At 75.0% G+C, this 21,218-nt stretch carries 20 protein-coding genes and 1 riboswitch; of the genes, 11 read left to right on the top strand and 9 right to left on the bottom strand.

Annotation, left to right across the window (positions count from 1 at the left end; translation table 11 throughout):
- Positions 1-247: 247 nt before the first annotated feature.
- From qcrB to ctaE, 4 genes are read right to left on the bottom strand one after another with little or no spacing between them, the layout of a single operon-like run.
- Positions 248-1,909 (bottom strand): cytochrome bc1 complex cytochrome b subunit, encoded by a 1,662-nt coding sequence (gene qcrB / locus BMY88_RS18165; protein WP_091946844.1) that lies wholly within the window; start codon positions 1,907-1,909, stop codon positions 248-250.
- On the bottom strand, positions 1,909-3,021 hold the full coding sequence (gene qcrA, locus BMY88_RS18160; protein WP_091946841.1) for a cytochrome bc1 complex Rieske iron-sulfur subunit: 1,113 nt from the start codon (positions 3,019-3,021) through the stop codon (positions 1,909-1,911). Before qcrA ends, qcrB begins: the two co-directional genes overlap by 1 nt.
- Complete coding sequence (gene qcrC, locus BMY88_RS24715; protein ID WP_280138742.1) at positions 3,018-3,905, bottom strand: cytochrome bc1 complex diheme cytochrome c subunit; 888 nt, start codon at positions 3,903-3,905, stop codon at positions 3,018-3,020. Before qcrC ends, qcrA begins: the two co-directional genes overlap by 4 nt.
- A gap of 7 nt (positions 3,906-3,912) precedes the next feature.
- A complete protein-coding gene (gene ctaE, locus BMY88_RS18150) occupies positions 3,913-4,524 on the bottom strand; it encodes an aa3-type cytochrome oxidase subunit III (protein ID WP_091946838.1) in 612 nt (203 codons plus the stop codon).
- 128 nt (positions 4,525-4,652) lie between these two features.
- On the opposite strand from ctaE, the gene BMY88_RS18145 reads away from it, so the two are divergent.
- Positions 4,653-5,084, top strand: coding sequence for a response regulator (locus BMY88_RS18145; protein WP_244524782.1), 432 nt, complete (start codon positions 4,653-4,655; stop codon positions 5,082-5,084).
- A gap of 5 nt (positions 5,085-5,089) precedes the next feature.
- On the top strand, positions 5,090-6,130 hold the full coding sequence (gene trpD / locus BMY88_RS18140) for an anthranilate phosphoribosyltransferase (RefSeq protein ID WP_091946832.1): 1,041 nt from the start codon (positions 5,090-5,092) through the stop codon (positions 6,128-6,130).
- An 11-nt stretch (positions 6,131-6,141) separates the two neighbouring features.
- Here trpD and BMY88_RS18135 read toward each other — a convergent pair whose 3' ends face one another.
- Both BMY88_RS18135 and BMY88_RS18130 read right to left on the bottom strand, forming a co-directional pair.
- Positions 6,142-6,420, bottom strand: coding sequence for an Lrp/AsnC family transcriptional regulator (locus BMY88_RS18135; protein ID WP_091946829.1), 279 nt, complete (start codon positions 6,418-6,420; stop codon positions 6,142-6,144).
- On the bottom strand, positions 6,417-8,318 hold the full coding sequence (locus BMY88_RS18130) for a DEDD exonuclease domain-containing protein (RefSeq protein WP_091946817.1): 1,902 nt from the start codon (positions 8,316-8,318) through the stop codon (positions 6,417-6,419). The genes BMY88_RS18135 and BMY88_RS18130 overlap by 4 nt, the downstream gene beginning before the upstream one ends.
- Positions 8,319-8,560: 242 nt before the next feature.
- On the opposite strand from BMY88_RS18130, the gene BMY88_RS23925 reads away from it, so the two are divergent.
- From BMY88_RS23925 to BMY88_RS18105, 5 genes are all read left to right on the top strand, one after another.
- Positions 8,561-10,294: an NlpC/P60 family protein gene (locus tag BMY88_RS23925; RefSeq protein WP_170861169.1), complete on the top strand. Its 1,734-nt coding sequence runs from the start codon at positions 8,561-8,563 to the stop codon at positions 10,292-10,294.
- A gap of 68 nt (positions 10,295-10,362) precedes the next feature.
- Positions 10,363-10,671 carry a hypothetical protein gene (locus BMY88_RS18120; protein ID WP_091946815.1) on the top strand — a complete coding sequence of 103 codons (309 nt, stop codon included), beginning with the start codon at positions 10,363-10,365 and terminating at the stop codon, positions 10,669-10,671.
- 199 nt (positions 10,672-10,870) lie between these two features.
- Positions 10,871-11,042, top strand: a riboswitch (cyclic di-AMP (ydaO/yuaA leader).
- A 127-nt stretch (positions 11,043-11,169) separates the two neighbouring features.
- Positions 11,170-12,165, top strand: coding sequence for a C40 family peptidase (locus BMY88_RS18115; RefSeq protein WP_244524781.1), 996 nt, complete (start codon positions 11,170-11,172; stop codon positions 12,163-12,165).
- Positions 12,166-12,311: 146 nt separating this feature from the next.
- Positions 12,312-13,577, top strand: a complete 1,266-nt coding sequence (locus tag BMY88_RS18110) for a M48 family metallopeptidase (RefSeq protein ID WP_091947137.1) — start codon at positions 12,312-12,314, stop codon at positions 13,575-13,577.
- On the top strand, positions 13,574-14,731 hold the full coding sequence (locus tag BMY88_RS18105) for a glycosyltransferase family 4 protein (RefSeq protein ID WP_091946812.1): 1,158 nt from the start codon (positions 13,574-13,576) through the stop codon (positions 14,729-14,731). Before BMY88_RS18110 ends, BMY88_RS18105 begins: the two co-directional genes overlap by 4 nt.
- A gap of 67 nt (positions 14,732-14,798) precedes the next feature.
- On the opposite strand, the gene BMY88_RS18100 is transcribed toward BMY88_RS18105, so the two are convergent.
- Complete coding sequence (locus BMY88_RS18100) at positions 14,799-16,592, bottom strand: AMP-dependent synthetase/ligase (protein ID WP_091946808.1); 1,794 nt, start codon at positions 16,590-16,592, stop codon at positions 14,799-14,801.
- Positions 16,593-16,752: 160 nt separating this feature from the next.
- Between BMY88_RS18100 and BMY88_RS18095 the strand changes: the two genes are divergently transcribed.
- Genes BMY88_RS18095 through BMY88_RS18080 form a run of 4 tightly spaced genes read left to right on the top strand, consistent with a single transcriptional unit; the run spans position 16,753 to position 19,671 of the window.
- Positions 16,753-17,184, top strand: a complete 432-nt coding sequence (locus BMY88_RS18095; RefSeq protein ID WP_091946805.1) for an SRPBCC family protein — start codon at positions 16,753-16,755, stop codon at positions 17,182-17,184.
- Between the two features lie 6 nt (positions 17,185-17,190).
- The gene (locus BMY88_RS18090; protein ID WP_091946802.1) at positions 17,191-18,339 is read left to right on the top strand and encodes an ArsA-related P-loop ATPase; all 1,149 of its coding nucleotides are present in this window, start codon (positions 17,191-17,193) and stop codon (positions 18,337-18,339) included.
- The gene (locus tag BMY88_RS18085; RefSeq protein ID WP_091946801.1) at positions 18,336-18,680 is read left to right on the top strand and encodes a hypothetical protein; all 345 of its coding nucleotides are present in this window, start codon (positions 18,336-18,338) and stop codon (positions 18,678-18,680) included. The genes BMY88_RS18090 and BMY88_RS18085 overlap by 4 nt, the downstream gene beginning before the upstream one ends.
- Position 18,681: 1 nt before the next feature.
- The gene (locus tag BMY88_RS18080) at positions 18,682-19,671 is read left to right on the top strand and encodes an ROK family protein (RefSeq protein ID WP_091946792.1); all 990 of its coding nucleotides are present in this window, start codon (positions 18,682-18,684) and stop codon (positions 19,669-19,671) included.
- Here the strand turns inward: BMY88_RS18080 and BMY88_RS18075 are convergent.
- Both BMY88_RS18075 and BMY88_RS18070 read right to left on the bottom strand, forming a co-directional pair.
- Entirely contained in the window at positions 19,668-20,360 is a 693-nt protein-coding gene (locus BMY88_RS18075) for a hypothetical protein (RefSeq protein ID WP_091946789.1), read from the bottom strand. The genes BMY88_RS18080 and BMY88_RS18075 overlap by 4 nt on opposite strands.
- Positions 20,357-21,151 (bottom strand): alpha/beta hydrolase, encoded by a 795-nt coding sequence (locus BMY88_RS18070; RefSeq protein WP_280138741.1) that lies wholly within the window; start codon positions 21,149-21,151, stop codon positions 20,357-20,359. Before BMY88_RS18070 ends, BMY88_RS18075 begins: the two co-directional genes overlap by 4 nt.
- Between the last annotated feature and the right edge of the window lie 67 nt (positions 21,152-21,218).

Raw genomic sequence — 21,218 nt, 5'->3', positions numbered from 1 at the left:
CGGCGAATTCCGCGGGTGGCTCCGGCCCCGATCGCGGCGACCGCAGCCCCCGGTCGCGGCCGAGCGCCGTCACCGGGCCGGCGGGCGACTACCTGGTCCCGGAGAACCGCCCCTTCAGCCGCGCCGTGACCCGGCTCCAGGGGCGGCTTCCCGGTTCGGGGCCGGGGGAGTGGACCGCGGCGCCCAGAACGCGACAGGGCCCGGTGGACGGATGTCCACCGGGCCCTGTCGTCAGCCGGAGCTGGGGTCAGTCGCGCGGCTCCTGCGGCTTGCCGCCCTCGGACGGGCGACCCGAGCCGGTGAGCTCGCGGGCCTCCGCGCTCGCCACGCCGCGCTCCTCGCGCTGCTGCTCGAGCTCGACCTGCGCGGGCTCCTCGATCGGGGTGAAGAACCCGCGGATCGCGCGACGGGCGCCACCGATCTGGTTCATCCGCTTCGGCACCGGCGCCCCGCCGTAGGCGAGCTGACCGTGGCCGTGCTCGTCGACCGGGCCGAGGGGCTGGTGGACCTCGATGAACTCACCGTGCGGCAGGCGACGGATGACACCCGTCTCGATGCCGTGCTCGAGCACCTCGCGGTCGTGCTTCTGCAGCCCCAGGCACACGCGGTAGGTGAACGCGTAGGCCAGCGGCGGCAGGACGATCAGCCCGAGCCGGCCGACCCAGGTCATCGCGTTCAGGCTGATCGAGAACTTGTCCGCGAGGACGTCGTTGCCGCCGGAGATGATGAGCAGCAGGTAGAACGTCAACGCCATGGCGCCGAGCGAGGTCCGCACCGGCACGTCGCGGGGCCGCTGCAGCAGGTGGTGCGAGGCCGTGTCCCCGGTGAGCTTGCGCTCGATCATCGGGTACAGCGCGAGCAGCGTGAACAGGATGCCCGGCAGCACGAGCGTCGGCCAGAACAGCGCCGGGATCGTGTAGTTGCCGGGCAGGTTGATGTCCCAGGCCGGGAAGAGCCGGGTCGACCCGTCGAGGAACATGATGTACCAGTCCGGCTGCGAGGCAGCCGACACCTGCGCCGGGTTGTACGGGCCCCACAGCCAGATGGGGTTGATCTGGACGAGCCCACCGAGCGCGGCGATGACGCCGAACACGATGAAGAACAGTCCACCGGCCTTGGCCGCGAAGGTGGGGAAGAGGCGGTTGCCGACCACGTTGTGCTCGGTCCGGCCCGGGCCGGGGAACTGGGTGTGCTTCTGCTTCACCAGGATCAGCAGGTGGACCGCGATCAGGGCGAGCAGGATCGCGGGGATCAGCAGCACGTGGACGATGTAGAACCGCCCGATGATCAGCTCACCCGGGAAGTCCCCCCCGAAGACGGCGAAGTGCGCCCAGGTGCCGAGCACGGGGATCGCCAGGATGATCGCGCTGATGATCCGGAGCCCGGTGCCCGACAGGAGGTCGTCGGGGAGGGTGTAGCCGGTCGCGCCCTCGAGCAGGGCCAGGACCATCAGGGTGACGCCGATGAGCCAGTTCGTCTCGCGCGGCCGGCGGAACGCGCCGGTGAAGAAGATGCGCAGCAGGTGGACGATGATCGCCGCCACGAACAGCAGGGCCGCCCAGTGGTGGACCTGCCGCATGAAGAGGCCGCCGCGGACGTCGAACGACAGGTCGAGCGCCGAGTCGTACGCCGCGGACATCTCGACACCGCGCAGCGGCGCGTAGCTGCCCTCGTAGGTGACCTCGCGCATCGACGGGTCGAAGAAGAACGTCAGGTAGGTGCCCGACAGCAGCAGGACGATGAACGCGTACATCGCGATCTCGCCGAGCAGGAACGACCAGTGATCGGGGAAGACCTTGTTCAGCGTCCGGCGCAGCGGGCCGGCGACGATCAGCCGGTCGTCGATCTCGTGCGCGGCCTTGCCGAGCCGGGTGGTCGGGGCGCCGGGCGCCGTGGCGGTTCGAGCCATCAGATGCGCTCCCGGTTCCAGTAGGTCGGGCCCACGGCCTCAATGTAGTCGCTGCGCGCCACGAAGTAGCCCTCGTCGTCGACCGCCAGGGGGAGCTGAGGCAGCGACCGCGTGGCCGGGCCGAAGACCGGCTTGGCGCCCTGCGTGACGTCGAACTGCGACTGGTGGCAGGGGCACAGGATGCGGCTGGTCTCCTGCTCGTACAGCGACACCGGGCAGCCGGCGTGCGTGCAGATCTTGGAGTAGGCCACGTAGTCGCCGTAGCCGAAGTCGGCCTGGCCCGCGCGCGGGTCCGACTCGGCCACCTGCTCCGGACGCAGCCGGATGAGCATGGTGGCGGCGTCGGCCTGGCGGTTGCCGCCGGGCACGGCCGGGAACACGGTCTCGAGCGAGCCGGCGACCTGGTCGCCGGGGCGGATCGGGGTGCCGTCGTCGCGGAGCAGCCGGACGCCCTCGGCCCAGGAGGTGCGGCCGAGCGGGTTGCCGGTGTTCGGGTTCTTGATCATGCCGCCCAGCGGGAGCAGCAGCATCAGGCCGAGGCCACCGCCCATGAAGGCCAGTGAGCGGGTGATGAGCTTGCGCCGTGCCAGACCGCTGTTGTGCAGACCGCCGACCAGCGTGGCACCGGTGGTGACCCGGTCGAAGTGCGAGCCGTCGTGCTTGTCCTGCACCGCGGTCTCGTGAGGGAGCAGCTTGCGTGCGTACAGCACCATCCCGAGCCCGACGAGGATGAGCGACAGGCCCATCAGCGCACCGAGCAGCGGGGTGAACAGCGTGCTCCAGGTGCCGCTGTCGATGGTCCACTCCCAGTCGGGGAGGAACCAGCCCGAGCCGAGGTAGACGACCACGAAGCCGAAGGCGGCCAGCCCGGCCAGGGCGAACACGGCACCGATCTGGCGGACATAGCGGCGCTCGAGCGCGGAACCCGGCTCCGGTCCGGGCTCGACGTGCAGCACCTCGACGCCGTCGTAGCGGGCGCCCAGGCGGTCCAGGTCCTCCCGCGGCATCGCCGCGAGCTGCTCCGGGGTGTACTCGTCGTCCGGCCCGCCGTGCAGGGGACCGGCGGTGTCCGCGCCCCCGGTCGAGCCGGGGCGGGTGTCGTGCGTGGTCACGCCTTGCTCCCCATCCAGAAGATCCCGAACATCAGGGCGCTCATCCCGACCAGCCAGATGACCAGGCCCTCGGCCACGGGGCCGGTGCGACCGATGCCCGCGCCGCCCGGGTCGGGCATCTCCTTGACGGTCTGGATGTAGTTGATGATCGCCCGCTTCTCCTCGGGGGAGAGCTGGTTGTCACCGAAGACCGGCATGTTCTCCGGCCCGCTGAGCATCGCGGTGTAGATCTCGAGGTCGTCGGCATTGTGCAGCGAGGGGGCGTACTTGCCCGAGGACAGCGCGCCGCCCTCACCGACGAAGTTGTGGCAGGACGCGCAGTTGAGCCGGAACAGCTCGCCGCCGAGGGCGAGGTCGCCGTCGCTGCTCGCCACCTCGTCGCTCGGCACGGCGGGGCCGCCGCCGTTGGCCTGCACGTAGGTGACCAGCTGGTCGATCTCCTCGTCGCTGAACACGACCGGCTTGTCCGCGGCCTGCTCGCCCTGGCGCACCAGCGGCATGCGGCCGGTGTGCACCTGGAAGTAGACGGCCGCCCCGCCGACGCCGATGAGCGACGGGCCGCGCCCGTCGACGCCCTCGAGGTTCGACCCGTGGCAGGAGATGCAGCTGTTCTCGTAGATCTCCTGCCCGGCGTCGTAGTCGGGGTCGCCGGCGGCGCCGACCTCGTCCGCGTGGGCGGGGGCCAGGGTCGAGTACAGCGCGCCGGTGAGCACCAGCGCGGCCATCAGGCCGGCGACGTTGGCGACCCGGCGACGTGCCTTGGACAGCCGGCGCGAGCGAGCCGCGGCGGCGGGGGTGCCCTCGGTGGGGCGGGTCCGGCGGGAGCGCGCGCGACGCGGCACGTCGTCGGGCTGGGCGTCGGACTGCGGGTTCGTGGTGGACACCGGTTCCCTAGCGGATCAGGTAGATCGTGGCGAAGAGCCCGATCCACACGACGTCGACGAAGTGCCAGTAGTAGGAGACCACGATCGCCGAGGTCGCCTGTGCCGGCGTGAAACGGCCCATCGTGGACCGGATGAGCAGGTAGATGAAGGCGATCAGCCCGCCGATCACGTGCAACCCGTGGAACCCGGTCGTGAGGAAGAAGACGGACCCGTAGGTGCTCGTGTTGATCTTCGTTCCGTGCTCGACGAGCTCGAGGTACTCGAAGCCCTGGCCCAGCACGAAGATGAGGCCCATCACGAAGGTGATGGAGAACCACCGGCGCAGGCCGTAGACGTTGCCCTGCTCCGCGGCGAAGACGCCTAGCTGGCAGGTGATCGACGACGCGACCAGGATCGTCGTGAAGACGAGCGCGTACGGCAGGTTCAGTTCGGTGGGCTCCGGGGGCCATCCCTCCTCGGCGCGCGCCCGCGCGGTGAAGTACATGGCGAACAGGCCGGCGAAGAACATCAACTCGCTGGAGAGCCAGACGATCGTGCCGACGCTGACCATGTTCGGTCGGGTCAGGGAGTGGACCCGCGAGGTGTCGAAGGTGCCGCTCGCGACGGGAGCCGTTGTCACCCGGCCATCATGGCATCGCGTGTCGACGAGGACGACCGTGGGTCGCTGGGCGTGGCGGCGCCGTGACCGGGTCGAGATACGGGCCGGAGGGCCCCGGGTGCCCCGCCGCGGGCACTAGGCTCCCGGGCGTGAGTTCCACCGCAGCCGGCGTGGCCGTGCCGGCCACCGTTCTGGTCTACAGCTCCCGGCCCGAGGTGCGGCAGGCCGTCCGCACCGCGGTGGGTCGCCACCCCGCGGCCGACGTCGGTCCGTTGACGTGGGTCGAGTGCGAGACGGGGGAGGACGTCGCCGCGGCGGTGGACGAGGGCGGCATCGACCTCTGCATCCTCGACGGCGAGGCGCAGCCCACCGGCGGCATGGCCGTGGCGCGGCAGTTGCGGCTCGAGGTCGCGGACTGCCCGGCGCTGTGCCTGCTCATCGCGCGCCAGTCCGACCGCTGGCTCGCCCACTGGTCCGAGGCCGACGCCACCCTCCCGTTCCCCCTCGACGCGCTGACCGCGCCACGCGTGGTCGCCGAGGTGCTGCGCGCCGGCGTCGGCGTGCCCGCCGTCGGGCCCTGAGCGCCGTGGGCACACCGACCTGGCCCGCGCTGCTCACCCGGCTCCTGGCCCGCGAGGACCTGCCCGAGGACGACGCGGCCTGGGCGATGCGGGAGATCATGGCCGGCGAGGCCACCCCGGCCCAGATCGCTGCGTTCGCCGTCGCGCTGCGCGCCAAGGGCGAGTCGGCGGCGGAGGTGGCCGGCCTGTCGGCCACGATGGTCGCCCGGGCCACCCCGGTGGAGCTGGCCGTGGAGTGCGTCGACATCGTCGGCACCGGCGGCGACGGGGCGCACACCGTCAACATCTCCTCGATGGCCGCGGTGGTGACCGCGGCCGCGGGCGTGCCCGTCGCCAAGCACGGCAACCGGGCGGCGTCGTCGTCCTCCGGCGCGGCGGACGTGCTGGAGGCGCTCGGCGTCGTCATCGACCTGCCGGCGCCCGCCGTCGCCCGCTGCGTGGCGGAGGCGGGGATCGGCTTCTTCTTCGCACCGGTCTTCCACCCCGGCTTCCGCTTCACCGGGGCGCCGCGCCGGGAGATGGGCATCGGCACGGTCTTCAACTTCCTGGGCCCGCTGGCCAACCCGGCCCGTCCGGTGGCCGCGGCCATCGGCTGCGCCGATCCGCGGATGGCGCCCGTGCTCGCCGACGTGCTCGCCGAGCGCGGCACGCGCGCGCTGGTGTTCCGGGGCGACGACGGACTGGACGAGCTGACGACGGCGACGACGTCGGCGGTGTGGGTGGTCGCCGACGGCGCGGTGCGTCCGGGCCGGGTCGACCCCGCGGAGCTGGGCATCGCCTCCTCGTCCGTGGACGCGCTCCGCGGGGGCGACCCGGCCTTCAACGCCGACGTCTTCCGCCGGGTGATCGGTGGGGAGCAGGGGCCGGTGCGCGACGCCGTCCTGCTCAACGCGGCCGCCGCGCTCGCCGCCTTCGACGGTGTGCACGGAGACCTCGGCGCGGCACTGGCCAAGGGCCTGGAGCGCGCGGCCGCGGCGGTGGACGACGGCCGCGCCGCCGCCCTGCTGGACCGCTGGGTGACGGTCAGCCGCGCCGCTCGCGACTGACCGGAGTCGGCCTACTCCAGGCCGATGGCGAAGGCCGCCTCGAGGTCGTGCCGGGAGTAGGACCGGAAGGCGATGTGGGTGTCGGTCTCCAGGACGCCGGGAACCTTGCTGATCCGCCCGGCGATCACCTCGGCGATCTGCTCGAACTCCCGGACCCGGACGACGGCGATCAGGTCGGTGTCGCCCGCGACCGAGTAGACCTCGCTCACGCCCTCCAGGTCGGCCACGGCCTGGGCCACCTCGGGGATGGCATCGGTGGCCGCGTCGATCATGACGATGGCGGTGATCACGCCGGGGATGCTAGCCGGGGAGGCACCGCGCCGCCCGCTCCGCGCGCCCCGGAGGACACCCGCTCCGGGCGGGCCCGGGTACCGAGGGAGCGGCCGTCGGCGAACGGCTCCCGCTCCCGGCGGCTGGTCTCCACCCGGTCGAGGAACGCGCTGTAGGAGCCGGTGCCGGGGACCGGGCAGGCCAGCGTGCCGTCGACCTCCACCAGCCGCGTGCCCGGCTTCTCCATCCAGCGGAGCACGAGCTCGGTCTCGTCGACCGTGGCGGCCAGCTCGCCGTCCGGGCCCAGGGGCGTCTCGGCCGTGGCCAGCAGGCCGGCCAGCGTCTGGCGCACCGACCCCACGCGCGGCGCCCCGCCGGCCGCGACCAGGCGACCGCGGCGGACGACCGACAGGTGCCAGCCGCCCGCGCCGTCTGGCCGGGCGATCACCAGCTGCGGCACCGCGGCCAGCGACTCCAGCCGCTGCCGCCGGCGCACGGCGCGCACCAGGACCGCGGTCCGGTCCCGCAGCACCGCGGCGTCCTCGAAGCGCTCCTCGGCGGCCAGCCGGTCGACCCGCTCGAGCAACGGGGTCAGCAGCGCCTCCGGGTCGGCGGCGACCGCGGCCCGCAGGACCGCGGCGATCGCGCCGTACTCGTCGGCCGACTGCGCCCCGGTGCAGGGCGCGCCGCAGCGGCCCATGCCGGCCAGGGCGCACGCGTCGCCCAGGACCTTCAGCGATAGGCGCGAGGTGCACTGGCGCAGCGGCAGGGACTCGTGGATGGCGGCGGCCGCGGCGTCGGCCGCCCGCCGGTCGGGGAACGGGCCGAGGAAGACCCCCGCCCCGGGCCGCACCCGCCGGACGACGGACAGCCGCGGGAAGACCTCCTCGGTGAGCCGGATCCACAGCGCCCGCTCGGGGAAGCGCGACCGGCGGTTGTAGCGGGGCTTGTGCTCGGCGATCAGCCGGAGCTCGCGGACGGCGGCCTCGAGGTCGTGCGCGCAGGGGATCGCCTCGACGCGCTGGGCGAGGGCGACCATCTCCGTGATCCGGCTGCGCTGCTCCCCGGCGGTGAAGTAGCTGCGGACGCGGCTGCGGAGATCGTTCGACGTCCCGACGTAGAGCGGTTCGTCCTTCGGGCCGCGGAAGAGGTAGACCCCCGGCCCCCCGGGGACGTCGTCGGCCAGGTGCCGCTTGCGGCGGCGCTCGGGGTCCACCCGCCGGGTCAGCCCGGTGAGCTCCTCGAGCGAGGTGATGCCCAGCGGCCCCAGCCGCTCGAACAGGCCGTGCAGCACGTCGACGGTGGCGCGGGCGTCGTCCAGGGCGCGGTGGCACGGCGAGGTGGCGGCCGAGAAGTACGGCGCGAGCGTGGCCAGCTTGCAGTTGGGCACCTCGTCGCGGCTGAGCAGCCGCCGCGCGAGGACGGCGGTGTCGACCGAGGCCGCGGCCGGCCAGGGGATGCCGCTCTCGGCGCAGGCCGCCTTGAGGAAGCCCAGGTCGAAGGGGGCGTTGTGGGCCACGAGCACCGCGCCGCGGGCGAACTCGAGGAAGCTCGGTAGGACGGCGGCGATCCGGGGTGCCGCGGCGACCATCATCGTGGTGATGCCGGTCAGCACGCTGATGTAGGGCGGGATCTCCCGGCCCGGGTCGACCAGCGTCTGGAACTCGCCGAGGACGTGGCCGCCGCGGACCTTCACGGCGCCGATCTCGGTGATCGCGCTGTCGCGCGGCGAGCCGCCGGTTGTCTCCAGGTCGACCACCACGAAGGTGACCTCCGCCAGCGGGGTGCCCAGCTCCTCGATCGTGCCCTGGACGTAGCGCGGGCCGGGGTCGAAGCGCGGCGTCGGCCGGGGGAGCCCCGCGCCCGGGGCCCCGGCCGCGGAGACCCAGCCGGGCGTCGCGGCGGGAGAGGGGGGCACGCGGCGGACGGTAGGTCGGGGCACCGACAGTCTCCGGGACCCACGCCGACGACCCTCGCGCCCCGCTCCCGGACGCCGCGGCGCGTGGCCCCGTGGCCGCGGGCCCGCCGGTGGGTCGCCCGCGGTTGCCCCGCCGTTCGCCCGCGCGAGGGAACGCGCAGGTCACTGTGGCGCGCCGGCGGGCAGCGGGTCACCATGCACTGTCGGGGACCACGGGGGTCCCGCCGGCGAGAGGGTGGTCGATGCTCCCGCGCACCCGGTGGCGCGCCCGTCGTCCGTCGATCCTGCTGGTGGCGGCGGCCGCCGCGACCGTCGTCGGCCTCGCCGGCCCGGCCGCGGCCGACCCCAGCGACCAGCCGGGCGGCACCACCGGGGTGCTCGACAGCGACGCGCTCGACGAGCTGCAGCGGCGGGCCGCGGAGGTGCAGGCGGACCTGCTGGCCCGGCAGGGCGACGTCGTCGCCGCCCAGGAGGCCCTGACGGCCGCGCGGGACGCCGCCGACCAGGCCGCGGCGCAGGTCGCCGATGTCGAGGGGGAGCTGGCCGACCACCAGGCGGTCGTCGCCGAGTACGCCTCGGCGCTCTACCGCGACGGCGGCGGCCTCACCCCCCTGACGCTGCTGCTCTCCGGCGGCAGCCCGGGGGAGGTCGTCGCGGCGATGGGCTACCTCGAGGCCGTCGACGACCACGCCGCCGAGGTGGTGGCGGCGGCGGAGCGGCAACGCCGGGCCGTGGTGGCCGAGCGGGACCGCGCCGCCGCGGCCCTCGCCCAGGCGCAGGAGCGGGCCGACCGGGTGGCGGCCGAGGTGCAGGCCCTGGAGGACGCGGCGGCGGCCGTGACCAGCGAGCTGGACGCGGCGCTGGGCGACGTGGACCGCCAGCTGGCGCAGCTGCAGGCCGAGCAGGTCCGGGTCAACCAGGAGACGGCGGCCAACTGGCGTGCCTACCTGGACGAGCTGGTGGCGGCCGGGGTCGCGGCGCCCCCGGCCGGGCAGCTGCTGGACCCCGTCGCCGGGCTGCCCGGTGGCCTGGTCCCGGTCGGCTCGGTCGCCGGAGGAGCGCAGGCCGGGGCCGCCCAGCTGCCCCGCCAGCCGACGTCCCTGCTCGTGCTGCCGCGCGAGGTCCTGACCGCGGTGACCACGGCCATGGACCAGCTGGGCCTGCCGTACGCGCCGGGGACGGCGGGGCCCGAATCCTTCGACTGCGGTTCGCTGGTGCAGTCGGCCTACCGCGCGGCCGGGACGGAACTGCCCTCCGACCAGGCCGGCCTGTTCGCCACGACCCGGCCGATCGCCCGGGAGGACGTGCTGCCGGGCGACCTCGTCTTCCTGGGGACGCCGGAGGCGGGGCTGGGCCACGTCGGGCTGGCCCTGGACTCCCGCTCCATGCTGGCCGCGGACGCGCGCGCGGGCGCGGTCGTCGTCCGCTCGCTGCCGATGGACCAGGCGCTGCTGATCGGCCGGCCGAGCCTGGGGCAGCGCCCACCGGAGGCCGCGCCGGGCCCGACTGCCGGCGCGCTGCGGGTGGAGTGCGGCAACACCGTCCACCCGCCGAGCTTCGACGGCACGCGGTCGTGGGGCGGCTACCCCAACGGCCTGATCCCGCCGAGCGCGCTGTGTCCGATCGGCGTCGGCTCGCACTCGCTGCGCTGCGACGCGGCGGCGTCCTACCGCGCGATGGACGCGGCGTTCGCGGCCGCGTTCGGAACGCCGATCTGCATCACCGACTCCTACCGGACCTACGCCGGCCAGGTGCGCCTCTACGGGCAGAAGCCCGCGCTGGCCGCGGTGCCGGGCACCAGCAATCACGGCTGGGGGCTGGCGGTGGACCTCTGCGGGGGCATCGACGGGTTCGGCAGCCCCCAGTACCGGTGGATGGTCGCCAACGCCGGCCGGTTCGGCTGGCTGCACCCGACGTGGGCCGATCCCGGCAACGGGCGCGAGGAGCCCTGGCACTGGGAGTACGCGGGCACCTGACCCGGAACTGTCGGTGGGCGTGCCTAGCGTCGCTCCTGACCGACGAGAGGACCGGGAGGAGAGCGGCCATGCTCATCGACTGCGACACCTGTACCGCCCGCGGCACCGGCTGCGCCGACTGCGTGGTCACGGTGCTCCTGGGGGCCCCACCGGGCTGGCAGGGCACCGATCCGGCCGTGGTGCCGATGACCCGCCGGGCGATCCGCCCGGCGGCGGAGGAGCCCGCGGCCGAGGCCGCCCGGAGCGGGGTGGTCGTGGAGCTCGACGAGGTCGAGCGCCGCGCCGTCCGGGCCCTGGCGGAGGGCGGCCTGGTGCCGCCGCTGCGGCACCGGACCGGGCCCGAGGAGGCACCCGGGGGCCGCCGGCGCATCGGCTGACCCGCGCGCGGGTCGTCGTGGCGGTGACCGACCGGAGTGGCGAGCCTGCGAACCGTGTTGATTCACACAATTGACCCTGCCTGCATTTGTCACATCTGCATCACGTCCGTACCGTGACCCCGTCCGACCGGGTGGTCGTCGCCCGATTCAGGGTGGCCTCGGCCGGGCACCGCCGAGTCACCGCAGGTGTCGGCGCCACCGCAGGGTGGTGCCGGTGTCGAGGTGAGCCGGGGACCCACCGCAGCACTGGGGTGAGTTCTCACGCGCGCCGGTCCGCCGGGGTGCACGTGCCGCTCGCGGCGCGAGAGATAGGGCAATTCTTCCCAGCCCGAACCCGTCAGCTAACTCGGTAGGCGGTTGTCGAGGAAGAACGGAGAGCCGCCGACCGTGGCGACGCCTCGCCCTGCCCTGGGGCATGCACGTGAGCACGTCCATCCCGGTACCGCTACCGGATCCCGCCGTCCCTCTCGCTCCCGCTGGCTCGGCCGCGGGCTGCTCGTGGGGACCACCGCCGCTCTGACGATCACCACCCTGCCGGGGACGGCCACCGCCGACCCGACGACGGCGACCAGTCCCGAGCAGGCCGCCCAGCTCGTCGCCGAGGCCAGCTCCCGCCTCGAGGCGGTCAGCGAGCAGGTGAACGAGGCCCGCGAGACGCTCGGCCTGCAGGAGCTCGCGGTCGCCGCGGCCCGCCAGGAGGTCGAGGAGGCCCGGGCGCAGCTGGACTCCCTCGACGGGCAGCTCCGCCAGGTCGCCCGCAGCGCCTACACAGGCGGTGCCGGTGAGGGCCTGGCCACCCTGGACCTGCTGATGACCAGCTCGTCGGCCGAGGACTTCGTCAGCAGCCTGACGTTCCTCGACCAGATCGCCGGGCACACCACCGGCGTCCTCGCCGAGGTGTCGGACGCCGCCGACGAGGCCGCGCAGGCCGAGGCCGAGGCCGCCGAGGCGGAGGCCGCGGCCCGCCGGACGCTGGAGGACCTCAGCGGCCAGGAGGACCAGCTCCAGGCGGACGTCGCCGAGTACCAGCAGCAGTACGACCGGCTGAGCGCCGCCCAGCAGGCGCAGGTGCAGCAGGCGCAGGTCGCGCGCACCGGCCAGGCGGTCGCACCGGCCGCGGTCGCGCGTCCCGTGGCCGCCAGCGGTTCCGCGCAGGTCGCCGTCGACACGGCGCTGGCCCAGGTCGGGGATGCCTACGTCTGGGGCGCCAGCGGCCCGAACGCCTTCGACTGCTCGGGCCTGACCCAGTACGCCTACGCGGCCGCCGGGGTCAGCCTTCCGCACTCCAGCCGGATGCAGGCCCAGATGGGCACCGCGGTCTCGCGGGCCGAGCTGCAGCCGGGCGACCTGCTCTTCTACTACAGCCCGATCAGCCACGTGTCGATGTACGTCGGCAACGGCCAGATGGTGCACGCCTCGACGTCCGGCCAGCCGGTGAAGGTGGTCAGCATCGACTCGATGGGCGGCATCACCGCCATGCGCCGCATCCTCTAGGCGCAGGCGGTCCCCGATCGGGGACGCGAACGGCACACGGGCCGGTGACCTCCAGGGGTCGCCGGCCCGGGTCGTTCCGGGTGGCCGATCCGCACGGGCTGGGCCGAGCGTGCGGGGGCGGCGGGTCCTTCTTCTACGATCGGCTCGTGTCCGCCCGCCGGGCCGCGCTGCTGGCCGCGGTCGTGCTCGGCGCGGCCCTCGTACTCGTGGTCGCGTTGCGGACGCCGTGGACGCTGCTGCCCGACCTCCCCGGCGGCCCGACCCCGCCCGAGCCCGGCGCCGGGCTGCCCGACGCGGTGGTGGAGCGGGCCGAGGCCTTCGCCGGCGCGCTGCGGCCGGCCTCGTTGACCGCCCTCCTGCTCGGGTTGGGGGTCTCGGCCGTGCTCGGCCTCACCCGCCTCGGGGCCCGGCTGGTGCAGGCCGTGGCCCGTCCGCTCGGCGGCGGCTGGGTGTGGCAGGTCCTGCTGGGCACGGCGGCGCTCCTGGCCCTGGGCCGGCTGGTCACGCTGCCGATCGCCGCCTACGGCGAGGTGGTGCGCCACCGGTACGGGCTGTCCAACCGCAGCTGGCCGCTGTGGCTGCGCGACGTCGCCGTATCGCTGGCGATCGACGCCGCCCTGACGGCGGTGGCCCTGCTCGTGCTCGTCTGGCTCGCCCGCCGGGCCCCGCGGACCTGGTGGGCCTGGGCGGCGGGGGCGGCCGCGGCGCTCGTCGTCGTCGGGTCGTTCCTCTACCCGGTCGTGATCGAGCCGGCGTTCAACAGCTTCGAGCCCCTTCCGGCGGGGGAGCTGCGCACCGACCTGCTCGCGCTCGCGGAGGAGAACGGCACCCCTGTCGAGGACGTGCTGGTGTCCGATGCCTCCCGGCGGACGACGTCGCTGAACGCCTACGTCTCCGGCTTCGGCAGCACCCGCCGGATCGTCCTGTACGACACGCTGCTCGGCCGGCTGCCCGACGACGAGATCGAGTCGATCGTCGCCCACGAGCTCGGTCACGTCGCCACCGACGACGTCCTCACCGGCACCCTCATGGGGGCGCTGGGGGCCGCGGGCGCGGTGGCCGGGCTGGGCTGGCTGCTGACCTGGACGCCGTTGCTCCGCCGCGCCGGGGCCACGTCGGCGGGCGATCCGCGGATCGTGCCCCTCGTCCTGTTGTTCATCGCGATCGGGACCCTCGTCTCGACACCCGTGCAGAACCTCGTCTCGCGCCAGATCGAGGCGCGAGCCGACCTGCACGCCCTCGACCTGACCGGCGACGTGGAGGCCTTCGTGCGGATGCAGGAGCGGCTGGCGTCCACGAACCTGTCCGATCCGGACCCGCCGGCCGCGTGGCAGTGGTTCTTCGGATCCCACCCGACCAAGGCCGAGCGCGTGGCGTTCGCCGAGGACTGGCTGCGGGCGGGCGACCGGTGAGCCGGACACTGGTCGTCACCAACGACTTCCCGCCCCGCCAGGGCGGCATCCAGACGTTCGTCGCCGCGCTGCTGGCCCGCCGACCGCCCGACTCGCTGGTGGTGCTGGCCTCGCGCTCACCCGGCTGGGAGGAGCACGACGCGGCGCTGCCCTACCCGGTGGTCCGCCATCCGACGGGCATGCTGCTGCCGACCCGGTCCGCCGCGCGCGCCGCGGTCGGCCTGGCCCGCCGGTTCGGCTGCGACACGGCGGTCTACGGTGCGGCCGCCCCGCTGGGGCTGCTGGCGCCCGCGCTGCGCCCGGCCGGGGTGCGCCACCAGGTCGGTATCACCCACGGGCACGAGACGGGCTGGGTGGCCGTGCCGGGCGGACGGCGGCTGATGCGCCGCATCGCGGGAGACCTCGACGTCCTCACCTACATCAGCGAGTACACCCGCAGCCGGCTGGAGCCCGCGCTGGCCGGCCGGGCCCGCATGACCCAGCTCTCGCCGGGGGTGGACGTCGACACGTTCTCGCCCGCGGTCGACGGCGCCGAGGTGCGCCGCCGGTACGGGCTGGGGGAGGACCCGGTCGTGGTCTGCGTGTCCCGGCTGGTGGCGCGCAAGGGGCAGGACGTGCTCGTCGCCGGCTGGCCGCGGGTGCTCGCGCGCCACCCGGGGGCGCGGTTGCTGCTGGTCGGTGGCGGGCCGGACGAGCCGGCGCTGCGCCGGGCGGTGGAGGCCGGCGGGCTGAGCGGCTCCGTCGTCCTCACCGGGCCGGTGGCACCCGGGCAGCTCCCGCAGCACTACGCCGCCGGGGACGTGTTCGCGATGCCGTGCCGGACCCGGCGCGGCGGCCTCGACGTCGAGGGCCTGGGCATGGTCTACCTCGAGGCGGCCGCCTGCGGCCTGCCCGTCGTGGCCGGCACCTCGGGCGGGGCCCCGGAGGCCGTGCAGGACGGGGTGACGGGCTGCGTCGTGGCCGATCCGCACTCGGCCGCGGGAGTGGCCGACACCGTGGCCGCGCTGCTGGACGACCCGGCCCGCGCGCGGGCGATGGGGGCGGCCGGCCGGGCGTGGGTCGAGCGGCGGTGGTCCTGGACGCACATCGCGGCCACCTTCGCCGAGCTGCTGGAGCCGGACGCCGCGGGGGCACCGGACCGCACGGGGGCATAGGAAGCGATACCCACGTCCTGGCGTGCAGGACGTGGGTATCGCTTCCTATGCCGGGGGCGGCGGGAGCTCAGCCGGCGTAGAGGCCCTCGACCTCGGCGCCGAACTCCTTCAGGACCACGTTGCGCTTGAGCTTGAGGCTCGGGGTGAGCATCCCGTTGTCCTCGGTGAAGTCCGTGGAGAGCACCTTGTACTTCTTGATGGCCTCGGCCTGGCTGACGGCCTTGTTGGCATCAGCCACCGCGGCGTCGATCTCGGCGCGCACCTCGGCGTCGTCGACCAGGTCGGCGAGCTTGGTGTCGGCGGGCTTGCCCTTGGACCCCAGCCACTGGGGCAGAGCCTCCTCGTCGAGGGTGATCAGCGCCCCGATGAAGGGCTTCTGGTCGCCGACGACGATGCACTGGCTGATCAGCCGGTGCGCGCGCAGCCGGTCCTCGAGGACGGCGGGGGCGACGTTCTTGCCGCCCGCGGTCACCAGGATCTCCTTCTTGCGGCCGGTGATCTTGACGAAGCCGTCCGCGTCGATCTCGCCGATGTCACCGGTGTGGAACCAGCCGTCGGCGTCGATCGCCTCCGCGGTGGCGGCCTCGTTCTTCCAGTAGCCGCGCATGACCACGCCACCGCGGATGAGGATCTCGCCGTCCTCGGCGATCGCGAACCCGACGCCGGGCAGCGGGCGGCCGACCGTGCCGATCCGCAGCGCGTCGTCGTAGTTGACCGACGCGGCCGCGGTCGTCTCGGTCAGGCCGTAGCCCTCGAAGACGGTGACGCCGATGCCGCGGAAGAAGTGGCCGAGCCGGTCGCCCAGCGGTGCGCCACCGGAGATGGCGCCGAGGCAGCGGCCGCCGAGCGCGGCGCGCAGCTTGCCGTAGACGAGCTTGTCGAACAGAGCGTGCTGGGCGCGCAGCGCCAGACCGGCGCCGCCGGTGTCCTGCGCGCGGGACCAGTCGATGGCGACCTGGGCGGCCCGGTCGAAGATCTTGCCCTTGCCGTCGCCCTCGGCCTTCGCCTTGGCCTGGTTGAAGACCTTCTCGAAGACCCGCGGCACGGCGAGCACGAACGTGGGCCGGAACGCGCCCAGGTCCTCGACGAGGTTCTTCACGTCCGGGGTGTGGCCGATCACCGTGCGGGTCTTCACGGCGCCGACCTGGATGACCCGGGCCAGCACGTGCGCGAGCGGGATGAACAGCAGCAGCGAGCCCTGCACGTTCATGAAGCGGTCGAGCAGGGCCATGCCGTTGCCGACCTCGAAGAGGAAGTTGCCGTGGGTGAGCTCGCAGCCCTTCGGCCGCCCCGTCGTCCCGCTGGTGTAGATCAGCGTGGCCAGGGAGTCGGCGGTCAGGGTGGCCCGCCGGGCGGCCAGCTCGCTGTCGGGCACCTCGGCGCCGGCGGCGGTGAGGGTGCCCAGGGCGTCGTCGTCGATCACGTAGACCGGGCCCAGCGCGGGTGCCTGGTCCCGGACGGCGTCCACGGCCGCGGCGTGCTCGCCCTTCTCCACGATCATGGCGGTGGCCCCGGAGTCGGCGAGGATCCAGGCCACCTGGTCGGAGCTGGAGGTCTCGTAGACGGGGACGACGACGGCGCCGGCGGTCCAGACCGCGAAGTCGACCACCGTCCACTCGTAGCGGGTCTTCGCCTGGAGGGCCACGCGGTCGCCGGGCTGCACGCCCGCGGCGATCAGGCCCTTGGCCACGCCGCGCACCTGCTCGCCGAACTCCCGCCAGGTCACGTCCTCCCAGCGGCCGGCCCGCTGGATGCGCAGGCCCACCTCGTCGCCGTGATCGGCGACGTTCTCCACCAGCATGTCGGTGAGGGCCTCGTCCGGCCCCACCTCGGTCGTCGCCGGGACGCTGAACTCGCGCACGCCTGGTCCTCTCTCCCGCACCGCGCCCCGAGCCCCGTCGCCCGGCCCGCCCCGGTGGGGACGTCTGGCCTGCAAATCTAGCCGTAGGCCGCTACCGGTGAGTAGCTGGAGCGGGAGTCTCTCCGCGGCGGCGGGCGGGGGAGCGGTTAGCCTGCTCCGCATGGCCGACCAGTCCACCCAGTCGATCGTCGTCGAGGCGCCCGCCGCGGACGTGATGGCGGTCATCGCCGACTTCGACGCCTACCCGACGTGGGTGGCCGCGGCCAAGCGGGTCGAGGTCCTCGAGACCGGACCGGACGGCCGCGCCCAGCAGGTCCACTTCGTGCTCGACGCCGGCGCGGTCAAGGACGACTACGTCCTCTCCTACACGTGGGACGGCGACCGCCGCGTCTCCTGGACCCTCGTGAAGGGCCAGATGCAGAAGCGCCAGGAGGGCTCGTACACGCTCGTCGAGTCCGCCGGCCGGACCGAGGTCACCTACTCGATCACCATCGACCTCTCCATCCCGATGCTCGGGATGATCAAGCGCAAGGCCGAGAAGGTCATCCTCGACACCGCGCTCAAGGAGCTCAAGAAGCGCGTCGAGGGCTGATCCGGCATGGCCACCCTGCTCGTGACCGGCCCGGGCGGGGCGGGGAGCTCGACCGTGTCCGCCGCCGTCGCGGTCCGGGCGGCCCGGTCGGGCAGCAGCGCGGTGCTGATCTCCCGGCGCCCGCCGCCGGTCGAGGAACTCGGGGACGTCGCGGGACTGCGCGTCGTCACCGTCGATCCGCAGCGGGCGTTCGAGGAGCTGTGGGGTCCCGTCGGGCCGGCGGTCGCCGCCGCGCTGCCGGACCTCCCGGTCCCGCCCGGGAGCTCCGTCGTGGCGCCGCCGGGCGCGGCCGACCTCGCGCTGCTGGCCGAGCTGGCCCGGACCGAGGCCGACGTCGTCGTGGTCGACGCCGGGCCGCTGGACGCCGCGCTCGCGCTGCTGGCCCTGCCCGGGGCGCTGCGCTGGTGGCTCGGGCAGGTGCTGCCGACCCGGCTCCGCGTGCTCGGCGCCGTGCGCACGGCCGCCGTCCGTACCGGCACCGTCCGGCCCGGACCGGTGGACGCCGTCCTGTCGGCGGTGCCGGTGGTCGAGCGGCTGCTGTCCCGGGTGTCCCTCGGCGATCCGGCCACCACCGGGGTGCGGCTGGTCGTCGAGCCGCGACGGTCCGCGGTCGCCGCCGTGCGCGAGTCCCTGCCCGTCCTGGCGCTGCACGGCCAGCGGGTGGCGGGGGTCTCCGCCCGGGTGCTGCCCGACGGCGGTGCGGGGGAGTGGTGGGCGTCGCGGCTCGCCGAGCAGGCCGAGGTCCTGGCGGAGCTCGCGCAGCTCGCCCCGGTGACCACGGTGCCGGAGCGCGCGTCCGCGCCCGCCTCCGCCGACGACCTCGCCGGGCTGCTGGACGACGACGGCGCCACACCCGCCGCCGCCCCCGTCGAGCCCGCGCCGGTCCGCGTGCCCGGGGGCTGGCAGCTCGTCGTCCCCCTGCCGTACGCGCGGCGCGGCGCGCTCGAGCTGACCCGGTGGGACGACGACCTCGTGGTCACCGTCGCCGGGTCCCGGCGGTCGCTGCGCCTGGACGCGCTGCTGCGCCGCTGCGTGGTGACCGGCGGCTCGCTGGCCGACGCCGGCAGCGCGACGGCGCGGTTGGTGGTCGACTTCGCACCCGATCCGCAGCAGTGGCCGGCCGACCTGCTGGCCGCCGAGGGGAGCACCGCATGACCACCGGGAACGACTGGCTGGACCAGGCGCGGCGGCTGGTGGCGGGACTGGGGCAGTCGTTCGCCGCCGGCGCCGACGCCCCGACCGCCGATGCCCCGCACGGAGGCGCGGCGCACGCCGGGAACCGGGGCGGCGACTGCCGCTGGTGCCCGCTGTGCCAGGCGGTCGCGGTGCTGCGCGGCGAGCGGCCCGAGGTGACCGCCGCGCTGGCCGACGCCCTGACCGCGGCCGCGGCCGCGCTGCGCGCGCTGGCCGCCGAGCCGCCGCCGGCCGATCCGCCGTCCCGGGCCGACGGCGACGAGCGGCCCGGCCCGTCGGTGCAGCACATCGAGATCGCCTGAGGTGGTCGCGACCGCGGTCGGCGTCGACATCGGCGGCACGAAGGTCGCCGGCGGCCTGGTCACCGGCGAGGGCACGGTGCTGGCCACCGCCCGGCGCGGCACCCCGGGCGGGTCGCCGGCCGAGACCGAGGACGCGATCGTCGCGGTCGTCGAGGAACTCGCCGCGGCCGCCGACCGGCCACCGCTGGGGGTCGGCGTGGGAGCGGCCGGCTGGTTCGACCGCACCGGGGACACGGTGCTGTTCAGCCCGCACCTCGCCTGGCGCGGCACGACCCTGCGGCGCGACCTGGCCCGGCGCCTGCGGCTGCCGCTGTGGGTGGGCAACGACGCCGACGCCGCCGCCTGGGCCGAGTACCGCTTCGGCGCCGCGCGGGGTGCGCAGCTCGCACTGATGATCACGCTCGGCACCGGCATCGGCGGCGGCATCGTGCTCGGTGGACGGCTGCAGCGCGGCGCGCACGGCGTCGCGGGGGAGTGGGGGCACATGCGGGTCGTCCCCGACGGCCGGCTGTGCGCCTGCGGCAACCGCGGCTGCTGGGAGCAGTACGCCAGCGGCACCGCCCTCGCCCAGACCGCCCGGGAGGTGGCGCTGAACTCGCCGGCCGCCGCGGCCGGTCTGCTGGAACGGGTGGCCGGCCGGGCCGATGCGCTCACCGGGGAGGACGTCGCGCAGGCCGCGGCCGCGGGGGACGCGCTGGCCCGGGAGCTCATCGCCGAGGTCGGGCACTGGCTGGGCCAGGGCATCGCCGACCTCGCCGCGGTGCTGGACCCCGACGTCGTCGTCATCGGCGGCGGGGTCAGCGCGCTGGGCGACGCCGTCCTGGGGCCGGCGCGCGAGCGGCTGGAGCGCGCGCTGCCCGGTCGCGGGTTCCGGCCGGGGCCGGTGGTGGTGGCCGCCGCGCTGGGCCCGCAGGCCGGGCTCGTGGGCGCCGCGGACCTGGTGCGCCTGGAGGTCGCCGCCGGCACCGGCCGGGACCGCGTTCCCGGCTAGACGACCGCCCCGTCGTCGCCGTCGCCGGCCGAGGTCTCCCGCATCCGGGAGACCAGCAGCCACACCCCGCCGACGACGGCGGCCACGCCGAGGACCAGGCCCACCTCCAGCGTCAGCCCCACGAGCCCGGGCGCGATCACGAGCAGCGCGCCGACGGCGAGGAGCAGGCAGGCGTACAGCGAGTTCGGCGACGGGACGCCGACCGGCGGGGGCGGCGGCGGCTCGTAGTGCTCCTCGGGCAGGTCGAGCACCGACAGCTCGTGCGGCGTCGGCGGGGGGAGGTCGGCGGGCTCGCGGTCGACGGCGATGCGGCCGTTCTCCGCCTCGAAGGCGGAGACGATCCGTGCCCACTCGGCGTCCTCGTCGAGGTCCCGGCGGGCGGGCAGGCGCTCGGGCAGCGGCCCGCGAGCGTGCTCGGGGACGTGCTCGTCGCCGTGCTGCTCGACCAGCTCGCGCCCCTCGCGCACCCGGGCCCGGTCGACGAAGAGCCGGTCGCTGGGCGGGCTGGGCAGGAAGACGGTGCGGGTGTAGGGGCCGACGTCGGTCGCGGGCTCCAGGTAGGCGGCGATGCCGGCGTCGCGCAGGACGTCGAGCAGGTGCTCGCCGACCCGCGGGTCCACGTCCTGCAGCGGGGACCACAGCGGGGCGTCCAGGCCGTTGTCGCGCCGCCCGCGGCGGGGGGAGGTCACGCGCCGCCCTCCCGCGCCGGGACCCGCTCGCGGATCCACTCCGCCGACCGCCGGAAGATCAGCGGGGCGTCGTTGTCGAGCGTCGCCACGTGGTAGCTGTCCTCGAGCAGCACCTCGGTGGTGTCGGTGCTGGCCACGCCGGCGAGCAGGACCCGCACCGAGGCCGGCTCCACCACGTGGTCGGTCACGCTGCGGAACACCAGCACCGGCGCGGTGACGCGGGCGAGGTCGGCGCGGGTGGCCGCCCACAGCCGGCGCAGCCCGAGCACGGCACGGGTGGGCAGCTTGGGGTAGCCGCGCTCGTCCACGCCCGGCTTCCTGATGTCGTTGACGATCGCCTTCCAGCTCGGCGTGAGCCGCGCGAGCAGGGGCAGCAGCTTGGCGTCCAGGCGCTCGGTCAGCAGCGACGGGTTGACCAGCACCAGGGCGGCGACGTCGTCGGGGCGCAGCTCGGCCAGCCGCAGGGCCAGCGTCCCGCCCATGGACAGGCCGGCCACGACGACGCGGTCGCACTCGGCCCGCAGCTCGTCGAAGGCGGTGACGACCGCGTCGACCCAGTCGGTCTCGGTGGTCAGGTTGCAGTCCTGCCACCGGGTGCCGTGCCCGGGCAGCAGCGGCCCGCGGACGGCGAAGCCCTCGGCCGCCAGGTGCTCGCCCCACGGCCGCATGCTGAACGGCGACCCGGTGAAGCCGTGCACCAGCAGCACCCCGGTGCCCGCGCCGGCCGCACCGCCGGGGAAGGCGAACGGCTCCGCACCGGGGACGACGGACGGGGACTCGATGGGTGGCACGGTTCTCCTCGGCGTCCGGTGGCCGTGCCGACGGGCAGGCGTGTCGCGGTACGGGGGCGGGCGGATT

This window comes from Trujillonella endophytica (assembly GCF_900110555.1).
Classification (GTDB): Bacteria; Actinomycetota; Actinomycetes; order Mycobacteriales; family Geodermatophilaceae; genus Trujillonella; species Trujillonella endophytica.
Note: the sequence above shows the minus strand (reverse complement) of the source record. Positions and strands in the feature narration are given on the sequence as shown.

Coding starts and splice junctions, on each gene's coding strand:
- BMY88_RS18085 (WP_091946801.1), top strand. CDS start 18,336: ATGACCACCGGGAACGACTGGCTGGACCAGGCGCGGCGGCTGGTGGCG.
- BMY88_RS23925 (WP_170861169.1), top strand. CDS start 8,561: ATGCTCCCGCGCACCCGGTGGCGCGCCCGTCGTCCGTCGATCCTGCTG.
- BMY88_RS18120 (WP_091946815.1), top strand. CDS start 10,363: ATGCTCATCGACTGCGACACCTGTACCGCCCGCGGCACCGGCTGCGCC.
- qcrB (WP_091946844.1), bottom strand. CDS start 1,909: ATGGCTCGAACCGCCACGGCGCCCGGCGCCCCGACCACCCGGCTCGGC.
- BMY88_RS18095 (WP_091946805.1), top strand. CDS start 16,753: ATGGCCGACCAGTCCACCCAGTCGATCGTCGTCGAGGCGCCCGCCGCG.
- BMY88_RS18090 (WP_091946802.1), top strand. CDS start 17,191: ATGGCCACCCTGCTCGTGACCGGCCCGGGCGGGGCGGGGAGCTCGACC.